The 17,338-nt window shown below is 65.6% G+C and carries 16 protein-coding genes, 1 tRNA gene and 1 pseudogene; 11 read left to right on the forward strand and 7 right to left on the reverse strand.

Annotated elements, in window-relative coordinates:
• The first annotated feature begins 350 nt into the window (after window positions 1-350).
• Window positions 351-1,073, forward strand: a complete 723-nt coding sequence (locus ABIF91_RS06180; RefSeq protein WP_035677806.1) for a response regulator — start codon at window positions 351-353, stop codon at window positions 1,071-1,073.
• 148 nt (window positions 1,074-1,221) lie between these two features.
• Here ABIF91_RS06180 and ABIF91_RS06185 read toward each other — a convergent pair.
• From ABIF91_RS06185 to mnmA, 4 genes are all read right to left on the reverse strand, one after another.
• Window positions 1,222-1,298: transfer RNA gene (locus ABIF91_RS06185), tRNA-Met, on the reverse strand.
• Between the two features lie 275 nt (window positions 1,299-1,573).
• Window positions 1,574-1,930, reverse strand: a complete 357-nt coding sequence (locus ABIF91_RS06190; protein WP_028180690.1) for a hypothetical protein — start codon at window positions 1,928-1,930, stop codon at window positions 1,574-1,576.
• A 46-nt stretch (window positions 1,931-1,976) separates the two neighbouring features.
• Window positions 1,977-2,615 carry a class I SAM-dependent methyltransferase gene (locus ABIF91_RS06195; protein ID WP_028180689.1) on the reverse strand — a complete coding sequence of 213 codons (639 nt, stop codon included), beginning with the start codon at window positions 2,613-2,615 and terminating at the stop codon, window positions 1,977-1,979.
• 272 nt (window positions 2,616-2,887) lie between these two features.
• Window positions 2,888-4,069, reverse strand: a complete 1,182-nt coding sequence (mnmA, locus tag ABIF91_RS06200; protein ID WP_028180688.1) for a tRNA 2-thiouridine(34) synthase MnmA — start codon at window positions 4,067-4,069, stop codon at window positions 2,888-2,890.
• A 350-nt stretch (window positions 4,070-4,419) separates the two neighbouring features.
• Between mnmA and ABIF91_RS06205 the strand changes: the two are divergent.
• The 9 genes and pseudogenes from ABIF91_RS06205 to ABIF91_RS06245 all read left to right on the forward strand — a co-directional run bounded on the left by ABIF91_RS06205 (window position 4,420) and on the right by ABIF91_RS06245 (window position 14,104).
• Window positions 4,420-6,023: pseudogene (locus ABIF91_RS06205) on the forward strand (flagellar hook-length control protein FliK).
• Window positions 6,024-6,036: 13 nt separating this feature from the next.
• Window positions 6,037-6,744, forward strand: a complete 708-nt coding sequence (locus ABIF91_RS06210; protein WP_028180686.1) for a flagellar hook assembly protein FlgD — start codon at window positions 6,037-6,039, stop codon at window positions 6,742-6,744.
• A 387-nt stretch (window positions 6,745-7,131) separates the two neighbouring features.
• Window positions 7,132-7,407 (forward strand): DUF1153 domain-containing protein, encoded by a 276-nt coding sequence (locus ABIF91_RS06215; protein WP_002714638.1) that lies wholly within the window; start codon window positions 7,132-7,134, stop codon window positions 7,405-7,407.
• 181 nt (window positions 7,408-7,588) lie between these two features.
• The gene (gene fliF, locus ABIF91_RS06220; RefSeq protein ID WP_424578812.1) at window positions 7,589-9,205 is read left to right on the forward strand and encodes a flagellar basal-body MS-ring/collar protein FliF; all 1,617 of its coding nucleotides are present in this window, start codon (window positions 7,589-7,591) and stop codon (window positions 9,203-9,205) included.
• A 45-nt stretch (window positions 9,206-9,250) separates the two neighbouring features.
• A complete protein-coding gene (gene fliG / locus ABIF91_RS06225; RefSeq protein WP_028180684.1) occupies window positions 9,251-10,342 on the forward strand; it encodes a flagellar motor switch protein FliG in 1,092 nt (363 codons plus the stop codon).
• Entirely contained in the window at window positions 10,342-10,965 is a 624-nt protein-coding gene (locus tag ABIF91_RS06230; RefSeq protein WP_028180683.1) for a FliH/SctL family protein, read from the forward strand. Before fliG ends, ABIF91_RS06230 begins: the two co-directional genes overlap by 1 nt.
• Window positions 10,966-10,968: 3 nt before the next feature.
• Window positions 10,969-11,319, forward strand: a complete 351-nt coding sequence (fliN, locus tag ABIF91_RS06235; protein ID WP_028180682.1) for a flagellar motor switch protein FliN — start codon at window positions 10,969-10,971, stop codon at window positions 11,317-11,319.
• A gap of 49 nt (window positions 11,320-11,368) precedes the next feature.
• The gene (locus tag ABIF91_RS06240) at window positions 11,369-12,754 is read left to right on the forward strand and encodes a sigma-54 interaction domain-containing protein (RefSeq protein ID WP_028180681.1); all 1,386 of its coding nucleotides are present in this window, start codon (window positions 11,369-11,371) and stop codon (window positions 12,752-12,754) included.
• 201 nt (window positions 12,755-12,955) lie between these two features.
• The gene (locus tag ABIF91_RS06245) at window positions 12,956-14,104 is read left to right on the forward strand and encodes a M20 family metallopeptidase (RefSeq protein ID WP_284280632.1); all 1,149 of its coding nucleotides are present in this window, start codon (window positions 12,956-12,958) and stop codon (window positions 14,102-14,104) included.
• 115 nt (window positions 14,105-14,219) lie between these two features.
• Here ABIF91_RS06245 and ABIF91_RS06250 read toward each other — a convergent pair whose 3' ends face one another.
• Complete coding sequence (locus ABIF91_RS06250) at window positions 14,220-14,375, reverse strand: hypothetical protein (protein ID WP_028180679.1); 156 nt, start codon at window positions 14,373-14,375, stop codon at window positions 14,220-14,222.
• A 118-nt stretch (window positions 14,376-14,493) separates the two neighbouring features.
• Between ABIF91_RS06250 and ABIF91_RS06255 the strand changes: the two genes are divergently transcribed.
• Window positions 14,494-15,762, forward strand: coding sequence for an IS256 family transposase (locus ABIF91_RS06255; RefSeq protein WP_038952271.1), 1,269 nt, complete (start codon window positions 14,494-14,496; stop codon window positions 15,760-15,762).
• 115 nt (window positions 15,763-15,877) lie between these two features.
• Here the strand turns inward: ABIF91_RS06255 and ABIF91_RS06260 are convergent, their stop codons facing one another.
• Window positions 15,878-16,459, reverse strand: coding sequence for a flavin reductase family protein (locus tag ABIF91_RS06260; RefSeq protein ID WP_028182092.1), 582 nt, complete (start codon window positions 16,457-16,459; stop codon window positions 15,878-15,880).
• Window positions 16,460-16,493: 34 nt separating this feature from the next.
• The gene (locus ABIF91_RS06265; RefSeq protein ID WP_424578813.1) at window positions 16,494-17,330 is read right to left on the reverse strand and encodes an ATP-binding cassette domain-containing protein; all 837 of its coding nucleotides are present in this window, start codon (window positions 17,328-17,330) and stop codon (window positions 16,494-16,496) included.
• Window positions 17,331-17,338: the final 8 nt, after the last annotated feature.

Genomic DNA, 17,338 nt, shown 5'->3' on the forward strand with positions numbered 1-17,338 from the left:
CCGTAATGACGCATTTGGATTACGATTGTAACGCGGGCTGCCGGGCCTGAAATGGGACGGTAATTCTGCGCTCGTAGTCGGAAGAGCGCGTTCTGCGCGCCGCAGAGATACGGCGGCGACTTTGGTCGGAAGCGACAATTGATGACCGAGACATCACGCCGCTTTGACCGTGCGGATTGAGAAAGGGCGAGACCGCTACGCGATGGCAAGTGCCTCCTTGTTCCATGAGGATGGTCGTGAATGTCACGGCCAGGATCTCGCTGGCGGCTTGCCGGGAGAATTGCGCTCGTTTGGATTCGACCCTGGTATCCTCAGGGATCAGGATGCGATAGCGGATTTTTGAGTGAAGTATGCATGGAATTGGCCACGTCGTAGTTGTCGATGACGATCCCGCCTTGCGACAGATGGTGATCAAATATCTGGAGGAGCACAATGTCCCGACCAGGGCGGCGTGCAACAGGTCCGAACTCAAACATCATTTCGAGGCCGGCCGGCCCAGCCTGATCATTCTCGACCTTCGCCTTGGTCAGGACGACGGTCTGGATGTGCTGCGGGAGATCCGTTCTCATTCCGATGTGCCTGTCATCATCACGACGGGCCACCGCCCAGACGAAATCGATCGCATCGTCGGACTCGAGCTCGGCGCCGACGACTACATCGTCAAGCCGTTCTCGCTTCGCGAGCTGCTGGCACGCGTGCGGGCGGTGTTGCGGCGGCAGGAGATAGGCCGAGCCGCGCGCGCCCGCGATCCCGAGCGCGGAGGCTATCGCTTCAATGGGTGGAAGCTGGAGCGGCGTGGCCGAAAGCTCATCGATCCCAGTCAAGCGCAGGTCCCGCTCAGCAAGGGAGAATATGCCTTGTTGCTAGCGTTTCTCGAGGCGCCACAGCGTCCCCTGACCCGCGAGCATCTGCTTCAGGCGACCCGCATTCATGAAGACATTTTCGACCGCAGCATCGACGTTCAGGTGCTGCGGCTGCGGCGCAAGCTGGAGGTCGATCCGAGTGCGCCGCGCGTCATTCAGACCGAACGCGGCGTCGGCTATATCTTCGCGGTTCCCGTAGATCCGTTCTGAAGCGCGATGCGCGTCTGTGCCGGGAACGGGGTTTCCCGACCGTAGGCGCGGCCCTTGCAGCCGACGCAATTCACGCAGCGGCTCGGCTTCCTGCCGTCGGCGGACGAGATCGCAGGAAATCGTAGTTTAGCGGCCAAAATCGAACGATTGGTAGCGGGGGAGGGACTCGAACCCCCGACCCCAGGATTATGATTCCCGTGCTCTAACCAGCTGAGCTACCCCGCCACAGGGATCGCGGCGGCGACTGAGGCCGATCTCGCGAACGCGCGGCATATAAAGAAGCGGGCGACGGGAAGTCAAGCAAAGTGGGCCGCCTTTTTCCGGCCTCGCCGAGGCCACGTCGAACAAGCCGCCTGGCGAATACGGCCTCTTTTTCAATGCGTTCGTCATGGCCGGGCTTGTCCCGGCCATCCACGCCTTCAACGCCTTCATTCGCAGCCCAGAAACGTGGATGCCCGGGACAAGCCCGGGCACGACGAGATTCTGGGGGGACTAAAGGCCTATTTCGGCCTCACATTCGGATCGCCGCCGGGGCTGCCGGGGGGCGGGATCACCGGGGTGTTGCTGCCGGTGTCGGGGGCTGGCGCATGCATCTCGGGGTCGATGCCGGAGGGCGGGCAGAGCACGCCGTCGGATTTGGCCAGCTTGTCGCCGAGCGGTTCCCGGGACTGGCCGGTGGTGGTGCCGTCGGCCTCACGATTCGGACGGTCCTGCGGCGTGCAGTTCACCGCGTGTTGCGGGGACGGCGGCGCGGTCTGTTGCGGCGGCGTCGCCGGGGCGGGCGGGGCCTGCGCGATCGCGCTGCCTGAAGCGGCGATCAGGAGGCCGGCCAGAATGATGTGTGATGTCGTGCGCATGAAAAGGAAACGCCCGCGCGGCGTCACCTGTTCCCATGTCACGCGATCACGATTTGCGGTAGCGGATCAGCGAGAAATGTCCCATCGGCGGCATGGGGCGGCGCTCGGTGAGGGTGATGCCGCCGTGCCTGGCGGCCCAGTTGACGAGGCGGGCCCACGGGAATTCCGGGCGCCAGCCGAGGCGGCGGGCGATGGGGGCGAAGGCGAGTTCGAACAGCTTTCGGGGGCCGCTCTCGGCGCCGATGTGGTTGACGAGGATCAGTTCGCCGCCGGGCTTGAGCACGCGGACGAACTCGTCGAGCGTGCCTTCAGGATCGGGCACGGCAGTGATGACATACTGCGCGACCACCGCGTCGAAGAATTTGTCGGGGAAGGCGAGGTTCTTCGCGTCCATCACCGAGAGCACTTCGACGTTGCTCAAGCGAAGCGCGCGCACGCGCGCCTGCGCCTTGCGCAACATCGGCTCGGAAATGTCGACGCCGCAGATCTTCGTCGTGCGCGCGTAGTCGGAGAGCGAAAGCCCGGTGCCGACGCCGACGTCGAGAATGCGGCCGCCGATGCGGTCGGCCTCCGCGATGGTCGACTGCCTTCCGGCGTCGAACACCTTGCCGAACACGAGATCATAGACCGGCGCCCAGCGGCCATAGGCCTTCTCGACCCCGGCCCGCGAGATGTCTGCTGCCATGCCCCCTGCCCTTGCGAAGATTCTCTAATGTGTGTTTGTTGGTGAGAACGGATCCTGCCCCGCGCGCGGTCTGGAGCCTCTCCCGCGCTTGTCCGCCGAAGCCTTGGCGAAGGCGGATGCGGGAGAGGTCGCGCCGAAGGCGCGGGTGGGGGTTCTCTCCCCACCGGGAGTATCCCATTGCGGAAGCACCCTCTCCCCAACCCTCTCCCGCAGGCGGGAGAGGGAGCGCACTTCCGGTGTCGCGAGAGTGCAGTCCGATGATCTCATGATGATCAGCCGCGGACCGCTTCCGCCAGCGGGCGCGAGGTGCCCGCGCCGACCTTCGCCGCAGCGCTCTGGATGAAGCCGCCGCCCAGCACGCGGGCCTGGCCGCTTGCTGCGTCGTAGAACACGCAGGCCTGGCCGGGCGAGACGCCCTCCTCGCCGGCGACGAGCTCGACCTCGTATTGGCCATTGCCGCCGCGCAGCCACGCCGGCTGGGGGCTGCGGGTCGAGCGCACGCGCACGAACATCTCGAGGCCGCCGCCGATCGCGCTGTCGATGTCGCCATCGCCGATCCAGTTGACGTCGCGCAGCACGATGCGGTGCATCTTCAGCGCATCGCGCGGACCAACGACGACGCGGCGGTGCGCTGCATCCAGCCGCACCACGAACAGCGGCGAACCGGATGCGATGCCGAGGCCGCGGCGCTGGCCGACGGTGAAATTGGCGATGCCGTTGTGCCGGCCGAGCACGCGTCCGTCGAGATCGACGATGTCGCCGGGGTCCATCGCGTTCGGACGCAGGCGCGTGATGATGTCGGTGTAGCGGCCCGTCGGCACGAAGCAGATGTCCTGGCTGTCGTGCTTGTCGGCGACCGCGAGCCCAAAGCGGCGCGCGAGCTCTCGGGTCTGCGGCTTGGTCATATCGCCGAGCGGAAAGCGCAGGAAGTCGAGCTGCTCGCGCGTGGTCGCGAACAGGAAATAGCTCTGGTCGCGGTCGCTATCTGCCGCGCAGACCAGCGCGCGCGAGCCATCGGGCAGGCGGCGGGAGGCAACATAGTGGCCTGTCGCGAGCGCCTGCGCGCCGAGCTCACGCGCGGTCTTCAGGAGATCGCGGAACTTGACGGAGCGGTTGCACTCGACGCAAGGCACCGGCGTCTCGCCGAGCGCGTAAGAGTCGGCAAAGTTGTCGATGACGGACTCGCGAAAGCGGTCCTCGTAGTCGAGCACGTAATGGGGAATGCCGAGCTTGGCCGCGACATCGCGGGCGTCGTGGATGTCCTGGCCCGCGCAGCAGGCGCCCTTGCGGTGGGTCGCCGCGCCATGGTCGTAGAGCTGCAGCGTGATGCCGACGACGTCGTAGCCTTCCGCCTTCAGCAGCGCAGCCGTCGTCGAAGAATCGACGCCGCCCGACATGGCGACGACGACCCTGGTGTCTTCGGGACGGCCTTCGAGATCCAGACTGTTCAGCATGGGCCTTAAAGCGTTGTGACGGCGGCGTAGCGCGATCCGCGATTCCTGTGCCTTCTCGCGGGGCATCGGCGATCCCCCGGAACTTTAGTTCCCGAGGGGCACGGCTGCCCAAGTCGAAAGCGGCTGAGGGTGACCTCTTTAATATAGGCGGCATTCCGGTGAAGCAATCATGCGGGCAGCCAGCTTAGGGCAATTCTTGCCGGGGCCGGCAGAAATGGCGGGGACGCGGCGCGCTGCCGGGCGGCGACATAAACAATCAACGCATTGATTTTGTTATATAAATATACATGGAGGGACGTTGGCCCGCTCCTTGCTACCCCTTGTCCGAAGTTGCTTCCAAGGGGTCGCCTGTGGTTGGTCGTACGTCAGATGTCGTGGCAGCCGTGCAAGTCCAGAGCACGCAGCAAAAGCCTGCCCGGTCGCAAGCCTCGAAAGACACGCCCGCGAGCGACGCTTTCGGCTCGCTGGTCGACAGCAATACCCAGGCAATCAGCAACAAGGCGCAGGCGCAGGACACAGCCCCGCGCCGGAGCGATTCGACGTCATCCTCCACGGCATCCGACCGGAGTCCGCGCGACACCTCTTCCACGGAGCAGCCTTCGCAGAGCAAGGCGAGCGACGATACCGAGACGTCTGCACCGGCGAAGAACGACAAGAGCGACGCGGCCAGCGATTCCGCCAAGGACGCCGGCAAGATCAAGGACAAGTCCGAGACATCGGACACCAAATCGGCGGACGAATCCGACGAGACCAAGGGCGACAAGACCGACGGCGCCGACGCTCCTGCCGCCGCCGTCGATGCGGCTGCCGCCGCGTCGACCGATGCGACGCAGCCCACCCTGCCCGATCCGAACGCGATTGTCGTTGCCGCGCCCGTCGTGCCGGCCGATCCGAATGCGGCTGCGAGCCAGGCCGGCGATGCTGCCGCCTCGCCGCTGACGATCGCCGCAGCAGGTCTTGCCGCCAGTGCCTCCACTGCGGCGCAGATCGCCGGTACCAAGACCGATACCGCCGGCGACAAGAGCGCCAAGGCCGCGGGCGCCGAGGTCGATGCCGAGACCACGACGACGCTCGGCGAGACCGCGACCGGAGCGAGCGAGGCGACCGCGACCGATGCAAAGGCCAATGGCGGACTGATCGCTGCCGTCAGCCCGGGCACGCCGAAGACCTCGTTCAAGGACGCCGCAACCGCGCAGGCCCAGACCGACGTCTCGAATATCGGCCAGGACACCGGCAAGGCGAACGCCGCGCAGGCTCCGGCGACCGCGACGGCCGCATCCGCAAGCCGCAAAGCCGCAAGCAGATGGCGGAGCGACCGAGGCCAAGGCAGCCCTCGCCGACCGCGCCGCCGACCCGGCACAAGGCGCGCCAGCCACGCACGCGCATGCGGGCGCGCAAGCCACCATCGCGCCGACGGATACCGGCGCGCAGGCCGCTTCCGCCGTGCAGGCGCCGCTGACCAACACGACCTCGGCCGCCACAGCATCGACCGCGACGCTCACCGCGACCCGCCGCAAGCCATGCGGCCGTGCCGATCAGCGGCGTGCCGATCGAGATCGCGGCTGCCATTCGCGCCGGCAAGTCCCGGTTCGACATCAGCCTCGACCCGGCAGAGCTTGGCCGCATCGACGTCCGCATCAATGTCGACCGCAACGGCCAGGTCACCTCGCATCTCACGGTGGAGAAGCCGGAGACGCTGTCGATGCTCAAGCAGGACGCACCGCAATTGCAGCGCGCGCTCGACGATGCAGGCTTCAAGACCGGCAGCAACGGGCTGTCCTTCAGCCTGCGCGACCAGAATTCATCGGGCCAGAATTCCGGGCAGAATCACGAGAATGGCGGCAATGCCCGCCGGCTGATCATCAGCGAGGACGAAACCGTTGCCGCCGCGCCCGTCGGACGCGGCTACGGCCGCATGCTCGGGTCGAGCAGCGGCGTCGACATCAGAGTGTGAGGAGTATTCGAAAATGGCCACTACGAATGCCGCCACCGCCCCTTCCGTCGTCTCCGGGACGACCGATATCCCGAAATCCTCCTCGTCGAACTCGATGAGCTCGACCACGGGGTCGACGCTCGCCGGCAATTTCCAGACCTTCCTGACGCTGCTGACGACGCAGCTCCAGAACCAGAACCCGCTGGATCCTCTCGACACCAACCAGTTCACCCAGCAGCTGGTGCAGTTCGCCGGCGTCGAGCAGCAGCTCAAGACCAACGATTCGCTGGCCCAGCTCGTCACCCTCCAGCAGACCACGCAGGCGACCCAGGCGCTGGGCTTCGTCGGCAAGACCGCGCTGGTCGACGGCTCGACGACGAGCATGACGAACTCGGCGGCGATTTGGCATCTCAACGTGCCGACGGACTCCACCGTCGAGATCTCCATCGCCAATTCCAGCGGCCAGACCGTGTTCACCGGCAAATACAGCTCCTCCGCCGGCACCGACATTCCCTTCACCTGGAACGGCATGGGCAATGACGGCACGCAATGGCCCGACGGCAAGTACACGATCTCGGCCACGGGCAAGGACGTGGCGAACAACAATGTCGGCATCGCCGCGCAGGTGCAGGGCGTGGTGTCGTCGGTCGACCTGACCCAGTCGCCGCCGCTGCTCACCATCGACGGTGCCAGCTACACGCTGAGCCAGGTCAAGAGCATCATCGCGACAAGCGCCTATTGAGGGGAAACGCTGCAACGACAAATTCAGTGTCATCCCCGCGAAAGCGGGGATCCATAACCCAGGAAGTCGTTTTCGCGTAAGGCAGTAACCCCCGAGTCTTCGTAAGAACTACTCCCTGGGGTTATGGGTCCCGGGCTCGCGCTACGCGCGCCCCGGGACGACGGTTGGGGCCTCGGCGGCACCGCGCTCGGGTTCGGTTCGTTAGTAAAGTATTTACCTTCTGCCCCACTTGGCCCGCCGGAATCGCGTCTCCCGCCGGCCGAGACGGCCGTGTTCCCGCAAGTTTCAACGAGAATTGTATTGAAGCCTTAGGCTTAGCGGATTTTTAAGCCGCGGGGCGTAGGGTTACTGGCGTGAGTTCAGTGGTTGAGAGTTTGTGAGTACGCCATGACAGAACCCCATCGCCCGAGGGTAAAATACGTCATCGGGCCGGACGGCAGTCCGTTGACGATCGCGGATCTGCCTGCTCCGGGCACCAAACGCTGGGTCATCCGCCGCAAGGCCGAAGTCGTCGCCGCTGTCCGTGGTGGACTTCTCTCGCTCGAGGAGGCCTGCAGCCGTTATACCCTGACGGTCGACGAATTCCTCTCCTGGCAGTTTTCCATCGACCAGCACGGTCTGGCGGGTCTTCGCACCACCCGCATCCAGCAATATCGCCAGTAGGCGATCCGGAAATCTGCGGCTTTTGACGAAAATCGGCCTCGCCCTGCGAGGCCGATTTTTTTGATGATGCAGTTTTGTCCGACCTCTTAACTCTCGTTAACCATATCGAAACCATCACCTAGGCAATAATTGCCCACTCGGCCTTTCCGGTGAAAGCGGCCGAATCTGTTGGGGCGGTTGCTTGCAAGGGCTTGCGGACTTTCTGAAGAGTATCGGTGCCGCCCGGTTCGGGGCGATGATCGCGGTCACTGCCGCGCTCATCGGCTTCTTCGCCTTCGTCATCATGCGCGTCACCACGCCGCAGATGACGACGCTGTTCACGGACCTCAGCGTCGAGGACTCCTCGAGCATCATCAAGGACCTGGAACGCCAGGGCATCCAGTTCGAGATCCGCAATGAGGGCTCCATCATCATGGTGCCCAAGGACAAGGTCACGCGGCTGCGGATGAAGCTCGCCGAGGGTGGCCTGCCCAAGGGTGGCGGTGTCGGCTACGAGGTGTTCGACAAGTCGGACGCACTCGGCACCACCTCCTTCGTCCAGAACATCAATCATCTCCGCGCGCTGGAGGGCGAACTCGCCCGCACCATCCGCGCCATCGACCGCATCCAGACCGCGCGCGTCCATCTGGTGCTGCCCGAACGCCCGCTGTTTGCGCGCGAGGCGCCGGAGCCGTCGGCCTCGATCGTGGTCCGCGTCCGCGGCTCGCTGGAAGCCCAGCAGATCCGCGCCATCCGCCATCTCGTCGCCTCCGCCGTCAACGGGCTGAAGCCGCAGCGGGTCTCGATCGTCGACGAGGCCGGGCAGCTGCTCGCCGACGGCGCGGCGACCGATCCGGAGCAGACGGTCGGAGACGAGCGCCGCATCGCCTTCGAAAAGCGCATGCGCAAGCAGGTCGAGGACATCGTGTCCTCCGTGGTCGGCTCGGGCCGCGCCCGCGTGCAGCTCTCCGCTGATTTCGACTTCAACAAGATCACCCAGACCTCGGACAAGTTCGACCCCGAAGGCCGCGTGCTGCGCTCGAGCCAGACCCGCGAAGAGCAGAGCATGACCGCCGACAACAACGGCCAGGTCACCGTCAACAACGAGTTGCCCGGCAACCAGCAGAACAACGCTGCCGCCGTCGCCAAGGACCAGAGCAAGAAGTCCGAAGAGACCAACAATTACGAGATCTCCCGCACCACCAAGACCGAAGTGACCGAAGCCGGCCGGGTCAACCGCATCTCGGTCGCGGTGCTTGTCGACGGCATCTACAGCAAGAACGACAAGGGCGAGCTGGCCTACCAGGACCGCACCAAGGAGCAGCTCGACAGCATCGCCACCCTGGTGCGCTCGGCGATCGGCTTCGACCAGAAGCGCGGCGACCAGGTCGAGGTCGTGAATCTGCGCTTTGCCGACGCGCCCTCAACCGCGCCGATCGGCGAGTCCTCAGGCTTCCTCGGCATGCTCCAGTTCACCAAGGACGACGTCATGTACTTCGTCGAGCTCGGCGTGATGATGCTGCTCGGCCTGGTCGTGCTGTTCCTGGTGATCCGCCCGCTGGTCAAGCGCATCCTCGCCTCCGACGAGGTCGCCGCCGCCATCTCCGGCGTGCTGACGGGCCCCGCCGCGTCGGAAGAGGCCGCGCCGACCTCCGGCCAGCCGCTGCTGCCGAGCGGCGCCGCCAGCGCCATCGACGTCGCCACCATCCAGGGCCAGGTCCACGCCCAGTCCGTTCATCGCGTCGGCGAGCTCGCCGAGCGCAACCCCAACGAAACCGTCGCCATCATCCGCCAATGGCTCACCGAACCCGCGAAATAACCCAAGCCACGCAACTCTGCCAAGTGAATCAAGAAGTGATCTGACATGGCCGCCTCCCTGCAAAACGCCAATTCGAACGACATCACCAGCGTGATCTCCACGCTGGGCCAGCGCGCCGGCAGCCGCGGCGGCAGCAAGACCGAGGCGCTGGCCGGGCCGAAGCGTGCTGCGATCCTGATGCTGGCGCTGGGCGAGCAATATGGCGGCAAGATCTGGAGCCTGCTCGACGACGACGAGGTGCGCCAGCTCTCGCTGGAGATGTCGACGCTCGGCACCGTCGAGGTCGAAACCGTCGAGGACATGCTGCTCGAATTCGTCTCGCGCATGTCGGCTTCCGGCGCGCTGATGGGCAATTTCGACGCCACCGAGCGCCTGCTCCAGCAATACCTGCCGCCGGAGCGCGTCAACGGCATCATGGATGAGATCCGCGGCCCCGCAGGACGCAACATGTGGGAGAAGCTCTCCAACGTGCAGGAAGAGGTCCTCGCCAACTACCTCAAGAACGAATATCCGCAGACCATCGCCGTGGTGCTGTCGAAGCTGAAGTCGGAGCACGCCGCCCGCGTGCTCGGCATCCTGCCCGAGGAGCTCGCGCTCGACGTCGTCAACCGCATGCTGAAGATGGAGGCGGTGCAGAAGGAGGTGATCGAGAGCGTGGAGAAGACGCTGCGCACCGAATTCATGTCCAACCTGTCGCAGACCCGTCGTCGCGACGCCCACGAGGTGATGGCGGAGATCTTCAACAATTTCGACCGCCAGACCGAAACCCGCTTCATCACCTCGCTGGAAGAGGACAACCGCGAATCGGCCGAGCGCATCAAGGCGCTGATGTTCACCTTCGACGACCTCGTGAAGCTCGATTCTGGCTCCGCCCAGACCCTGATGCGCAACGTCGACAAGGACAAGCTCGGCGTCGCGCTGAAGAGCGCCAACGAGGACGTCCGCAACTTCTTCTTCGGCAACATGTCTTCGCGCGCGGCGAAGATGCTCCAGGACGACATGGCGGCGATGGGCCCGGTGCGCCTGCGCGACGTCGACGAGGCGCAGGCGCTTCTGGTCAATCTCGCCAAGGACCTCGCCGCAAAGGGCGAGATCATGCTGACCAAGAACCGCGCCGACGACGAGCTGGTGTACTGATGGCCGCTCCGGCAAAATTCCTGTTCGATACCGACTTCGCGGCGCCCGAGCGGACGACGCGCGAGAAGGCCGCGACGGCAGCCGAGATCGCCCAGAAGATCGCGGAAGCCGAGGCGCGTGCCTACCAGCAGGGCTTTGCCGCCGGCCAGCACGAGGCCAAGGCCGAGAGCGACCGCCGCGTCGCACTCGCCATGGAGGAGATCAACATCGCAATTCGGGGCGTCGCCTCCGGCATCGGCAACATCGAGACCAGGATGGAGACCGAGGCGGTCGAGGTCGCGGTCGCGGTGGCGCGCAAGCTGTGCGCCGATCTCGTCGCCGCCGAGCCGCTCGGCGAGGTCGTCGCGCTGGTCAAGGACTGCTTCTCGCATCTGGTCGCGACGCCGCATCTCGTCGTCCGCATCAACGATGCGCTCTACGACGCCGCGCGCGAGAAGATCGAGCGGCTCGCCAAGCAGAGCGGCTTCGAGGGCCGGCTGGTGATCCTGGCCGAGCCGGAAATCGCCACCGGCGACTGCCGGATCGAGTGGGCCGATGGCGGCGTCGTGCTGGAGCGCGGCGCCATCACGGCCAAGATCGACGAAATGGTCGGACGCTATATCGCGTCCCGCAGGGGGAATTAAGCCATGAGCGAAACAGACGGACAGGTCCCGCTGCCCGATCTCAACGGCCCGATGCCGCCGACCGGCACCGACGTCGGCTACAACGAGGACGAATATGCGGCGCGTGCCGCCGCCGACCTCGAAGCGGTGTTCGACGTGCCGGTGCAGGTCTCGGCCGTGCTCGGCCGTTCGAAGATGGACGTCGGCGAGCTCCTGAAGCTCGGGCCAGGCACGGTGCTCGAGCTCGACCGGCGCGTCGGCGAAGCCATCGACATCTACGTCAACAACAAGCTGGTCGCCCGCGGCGAGGTCGTCCTGGTCGAGGACAAGCTCGGCGTGACCATGACGGAAATCATCAAGGCCGAACGCGGCTAGCACAAGGACATGACGCGCGGCAGCGCGAACAGACGGACAGGAGACTGACATGCGGCTTCTCATCGTTGGCACATTGAAGGGCCAGCTCACCACCGCCACCAAGATCGCGATGGAGAACGGCGCCACCGTGACCCATGCCGAGGATCACGAGCAGGCGATGCGCGTGCTGCGCGGCGGCAAGGGCGCCGACCTCCTGCTGGTCGACGTCGCCCTCGACATCCGCGACCTCGTGCTGCGGCTGGAGGCCGAGCACATCCACGCCCCGATCGTCGCCTGCGGCATCACCAACGACGCCCGCGCTGCGGTCGCCGCGATCCACGCCGGTGCCAAGGAATACATCCCGCTGCCGCCGGACCCGGAGCTGATCGCCGCGGTGCTCGCCGCCGTCGCCAACGATTCCCGCGAGCTGGTCTATCGCGACGAGGCGATGGCGAAGGTGATCAAGCTCGCCCAGCAGATCGCCGGCTCCGACGCCTCGGTGATGATCACGGGGGAATCCGGCACGGGCAAGGAAGTGCTGGCCCGTTACGTCCATACCCGCTCGGCGCGCGCCAAGCGCCCGTTCATCTCGATCAACTGCGCCGCAATCCCCGAACACCTCCTGGAGTCCGAGCTGTTCGGCCACGAGAAGGGCGCCTTCACCGGCGCCGTCGCGCGCCGCATCGGCAAGTTCGAGGAAGCGACCGGCGGCACGCTGCTGCTCGACGAAATCTCGGAGATGGACGTCCGCCTGCAATCGAAACTGCTGCGCGCCATCCAGGAGCGCGTGATCGATCGCGTCGGCGGCACCAAGCCGGTGCCGGTGGACATCCGCATCATCGCGACCTCGAACCGCAATCTCGTCGAAGCCGTGCGCGAGGGCACGTTCCGCGAGGACCTGCTGTTCCGCCTCAACGTCGTCAATTTGAAGATCCCGCCCCTGCGCGAGCGCCCTGCCGACATCCTGGAGCTCGCCCAGCACTTCGTGAAGAAGTATGCGGAGGCCAACGGCGTGCCGCTGCGCCCGATCTCGGCGGAAGCCCGCCGCGTGCTCTCCGGCAACCGCTGGCAGGGCAACGTCCGCGAGCTCGAAAACACCATGCACCGCGCGGTGCTGATGGCGCACGGCGACGAGATCGGACCCGACGCCATCATCACGCCGGACGGCGACCGCCTCGATCTCGCCAAGACCGCGCCGGCCGTGGCGCATGCCACTATGGCCGCGGAGCAGGTGACGCGCGCACTGGTGGGGCGCACCGTGGCCGATGTCGAGCGCGACCTCATCCTGGAGACGCTGAAGCACTGCCTCGGCAACCGGACCCATGCCGCCAACATCCTCGGCATCTCGATCCGCACGCTGCGCAACAAGCTCAACGAATATGCCGACGGCGGCATCCCGATCCCGCCCGCGGGAACGCCGGGCGAGTATCCGCGCATGCCGATGATGGGGGCGTAGGCGGCCCCGCTGGTTGAGAGAACGCAGATGCCCGGGCTGGTCCCGGGCATTTTGTTTGATGCAGGCTGCCAACCTCGTCATTGCGAGCGCAGCGAAATGACGAACCTCAAGAGCATCCTTCGCATGACCGAACCGCGCCGCGTGACTAGGCCATGGCGACGCCAGGCCCTATAACCCTGCGAGAATCACGCGAGGATGAACATGTCTGAAGCTCAAATCACGGATTGGCTGGCGTCGCAGCGGCAGGCGATGATCGATCTGCTCCGCGACGTCGTGAACATCGATTCCGGATCCTACGACAAGGAAGGCGTCGATGCAGTCGGTGCGCGGTTCGAGCGGCACTTTGCCGAGCACGGCATTCCGTTCCGGCGCGAGGCCAACGCCACCTTCGGCGATGCGATCCATGCCGAGGTGGCAAAGCCCGGCAGCAACGAGAAGCCCGTGCTGTTGATGGGGCATCGCGACACCGTGTTCGGCAAGGGCGAGGCCGGGCGGCGTCCCTTCACGATTCGAGATGGCCGCGCCTATGGACCGGGTGTCGCCGACATGAAGTCCGGTCTCGTCATGAACGTGTTCGTGGCAACCGCCTTCCACAAATTCGGCGGCTCACCGCACCCGATCAAGGTATTGATCACCTCGGACGAGGAGATCGGCTCGCCCTCCTCGCGCCCGGTGATCGAACGGGAGGGACGCGCCGCCCGCGCGGTGTTCAATTCCGAGCCGGGCCGTCCCACCGGCAACGTCGTCACCGGCCGCAAGGGCGGCATCTTCATGCATCTCGGCATCACCGGCAAGGCCGCGCATTCCGGCGCCAATTTCGCCGCGGGCATCAGCGCGATCGGCGAGCTCGCGCACAAGATCGTGCATATCCATGCGCTCACCGATCTCGACAAGGGCATCACGCTGAATGTCGGCCTCGTCTCGGGCGACCAGTCCGTCAACACCACGGCGCCCTACGCCGAGGGCCAGATCGACCTGCGTTATGTCGATCCTGCGGATCGCGCGAGGGTGATGGCCGCAATCGAGACGATCGTCACGACATCCTACGTGCCGGGCACGAGTGCAACGCTGACGATCAAGGGCGAGTTCGTGCCGGTGGTGCAGAGCGCGGATTCGAAAGTGCTGTTCGAAAATTATCAGGCCGCCGCAAGACAGGTCGGCCTCACCACGCTGCAGGGCGAATTCTCCGGCGGCTGCGCCGATTCCGGCTTCACCGCCGCGGTCGGCACGCCGACCATCTGCGGCCTCGGCCCGGTCGGCGGGCTCGCGCACACGCCGGAGGAATATCTCGAGCTCGACAGCATCGTGCCGCGCGCACAGGCGCTGGCATTGGCGATTCTGCGGGGGTGAATGAAGGTGCCGTAGGGTGGGCAAAGGCGCACTTGCGCCGTGCCCACCATCGCCTTTTATACGAGATAACGGTGGGCATGCTTCGCTCTGCCCACCCTACGAGACCTCCCGAGCCTCACGAATAACTCGGCGCGTCGGGCTTGCGGAAGATGTGGATGGGGTCGCCCGGCACGATCGGAGAGCCTGAGAACATCGCGTAGGCGTAGAGCGCGAGATAGGCGATCGCAAGCGCGCCGACGGCGTAGAAGGCCCAGGTTGCAACGCGTTTCATCGATCCGCTCCATTGCCGTCCGAGCTATGGCGGAATCTGGGTGATGACGGTGTGAGGAAGGCGGCGTATCGAGGCGGGTGACGAGCCTGCCAGAACCTCTCGAGGAGAGCGATACGCCATGACCGAGACTACCAATGTTCTTGCTTTCCGTCAGCCGTCCGCGGTTGATGATCCACTGACCGATATCGTTCGTGCCGGCGCGCGGGACCTGCTTGCCAGGGCGATCGAGATCGAGGTTGGCGCGTTTCTGGCCAGCACGGCCAATCTGACGCTGCCCGACGGTCGAGCGCGCCTGGTCCGACATGGGCACGGTCCGGTGCGCGAGATTGCGACCGGCATCGGTCCGGTGGAGGTCGCTCGTCCCAAGGTCCGCGACCGCGGAGCGAGCGGGCCAGGCGACCGCCTCCGCTTCAGTTCGGCAATCCTGCCGCTATGGGCGCGGCGGACGAAGAGCCTGGATGCCTTGATCCCGGTCCTCTATTTGCGCGGCATCTCGACCGGCGACTTCCAGGAGGCGCTCTCGGCGCTGCTCGGCAAGGATGCGCCGAACCTGTCGCCTTCGGTGATCGCCGGCCTGAAGGCCGATTGGCAGGTCGAGTACGAACGCTGGCAGAGACGCGATCTGTCGGCGCGTCGCTATGTCTACATCTGGGCCGATGGCGTGTACCTGCAGGCCCGCATGGAAGATCACAGCGAATGCATGCTGGTGCTGATTGGCACCACGCCGGAAGGCAAGAAGGAGCTGATCGGCTTCCAGGTCGGCGTGCGCGAGAGCGCGCAGAGCTGGCGCGAACTCCTGATCGACCTGCGGCAACGCGGGTTACGGATTGCCCCGCAACTCGCCATCGGCGACGGCGCCCTCGGCTTCTGGAAGGCACTGGACGAGGCCTTTCCCGGCACGCGGCACCAACGATGCTGGTGCCATAAAGTGAGCAACGTACTCGACAAGGTCGCCAAATCCGTGCAGGGCCCCATGAAGAACGACCTGCGGAACATCTATCTGGCCCCACACCGGGCCGAAGCTGAAACCGCGATCGACGTCTTCGTCGAGAAATACCACGTCAAATACGGACGTGCGGTGGAGTGCCTGATCAAGGATCGCCATGCGCTGCTCGCCTTCTTCGACTTCCCTGCTGAGCACTGGATCCACCTACGCAGCTCGAACCCGATCGAGAGCGTCTTCGCCACGGTGCGCCACCGAACGGTGCGGACCAAGGGATCGCTGTCGCAACAAACTGCGAAGCTGATGGTGTTCAAGCTCATCGACGCCGCATCGAAGACCTGGCGGCGATTGAAGAGCACGAACCAGTTGCCGAAAGTCATCGCCGGTGTAAAGTTCATCGACGGAATCGAAGTCATTCCGAACACTGAAAGCCACGCCGCCTGATCAGGCCGCGTCACCCAAAATCAGCCATAGCTCTTGCCGTCCCGCATGGGGGTTCAGGCGCTTCTAGAGCGACGACGGAGAAAAGGCCAGCCTTCCGCGCCGATACGCGCGGCGATCAAATGCCGCGCCGGCCGCGCGCGGGAAGGCTGACGTCCGCAAGCCTGGCTGCGTCCTCGTCCTGGTCGACCGCCACATACTGGCCGTGCCAATAGGCAAGGGCCGCGGTGCGGGCCGAGCTCCTGATGTCCCTGACACGGCCGATGACGATGCCGTGCGAGTGGCGTTCGACGATCTCCTCGACCTCGCAATCGAAGGCGGACAATGCGCCGAACAGCAGGGGAACGCCCGAGACCGCCGTCACCCATTTGGCGCCTGCGAAGCGGTCGGCGCCCTTCAGCCCGCCCTTGCCGGAAAAGCGCTCGGCAATCTCGAGCTGGTCGGCGTTGAGGATGTTCACGCCAAAGGCGCCGTGGCGCTTGATCAACGGAAAGGACGACGCATCGCGGTTGATGCTGACCAGCAGCGTCGGCGGCTCGACCGACAGCGAGGTGACCGAGGTCACGGTCATGCCCGTAATATCCTTGCCCCGCCCGGCGGTGATGACACTGACGCCGCCGGTGAGGTGGCGCATGGCGCCGCGAAAATCGGCGGACGAGACGGGGATTTCGGTCATGAGATCGCGGGGCACTACATTCATGGCATTGCTCCCCGGAGCGGGGATTCCCTCATATTTAGGTACGATCGTCCGCCGACAAAAGGTGGCTCAGGATCGAGCCTTCAAGGCTTGCGAGCTCGGCCGAGCCGCGCTGGCGCGGCCGGGCCGCGTTGACCGTGACGTCATGGGCGATCCGGCCCTCCTCGATCACCAGCACCCGGTCCGCCAAGGCGACGGCCTCGGAGACGTCGTGGGTCACCAGGATCGCGGTAAAGCCCTGGTCACGCCAGACGCGTTCCAGGAGCCGCTGCATCGAGATGCGGGTCAATGCGTCCAGTGCACCGAGCGGCTCGTCGAAGGCGAGCACACGCGGGCGCGAGACCAGCGCGCGGCCGAGCGCGACGCGCTGCTTCTGGCCGCCCGACAGCACCGAGGGCCATTGGTCGCGCTTGTCGGCGAGACCGACCTCGCCCAAGGCTTTCTCGGCACGTGCATGCGCATCGCTGGAGGCACGATCGCGGCCGAGGCCGACCTCGACATTGGCGAGCACGCGGGCCCAGGGCAGCAGCCGCGGCTCCTGGAACATCACGCGGATGTCTTCGGGCTGGACGTCACCGCCGAAGCTGATGCTGCCGGCGTCGATCCCGTCCAGGCCGGCGATCAGACGCAGCAGCGTGCTCTTGCCGCAGCCGCTCTTGCCGACGATCGCGACGAACTGGCCGGCGGGGATGTGCAGATCGATGCCGCGCAGCACCTCGTTGTCGCCGAAGGATTTGCGCAAGCCCCGGATGCTGAGCGGCCGGCCGCCGGTGTGAACCGGACGCTCCTCGTGCACGACACGCGCATGAGGGGCGAAATTGGCGCGGCTGGCGAGCTCGGTCTCGGGAAGGGAGATACGAAGCGCTGTCTGCATGTGATTCC

The organism is Bradyrhizobium sp. USDA 241 (assembly GCF_049739505.1).
In the GTDB taxonomy this organism is placed as follows: Bacteria; Pseudomonadota; Alphaproteobacteria; order Rhizobiales; family Xanthobacteraceae; genus Bradyrhizobium; species Bradyrhizobium liaoningense.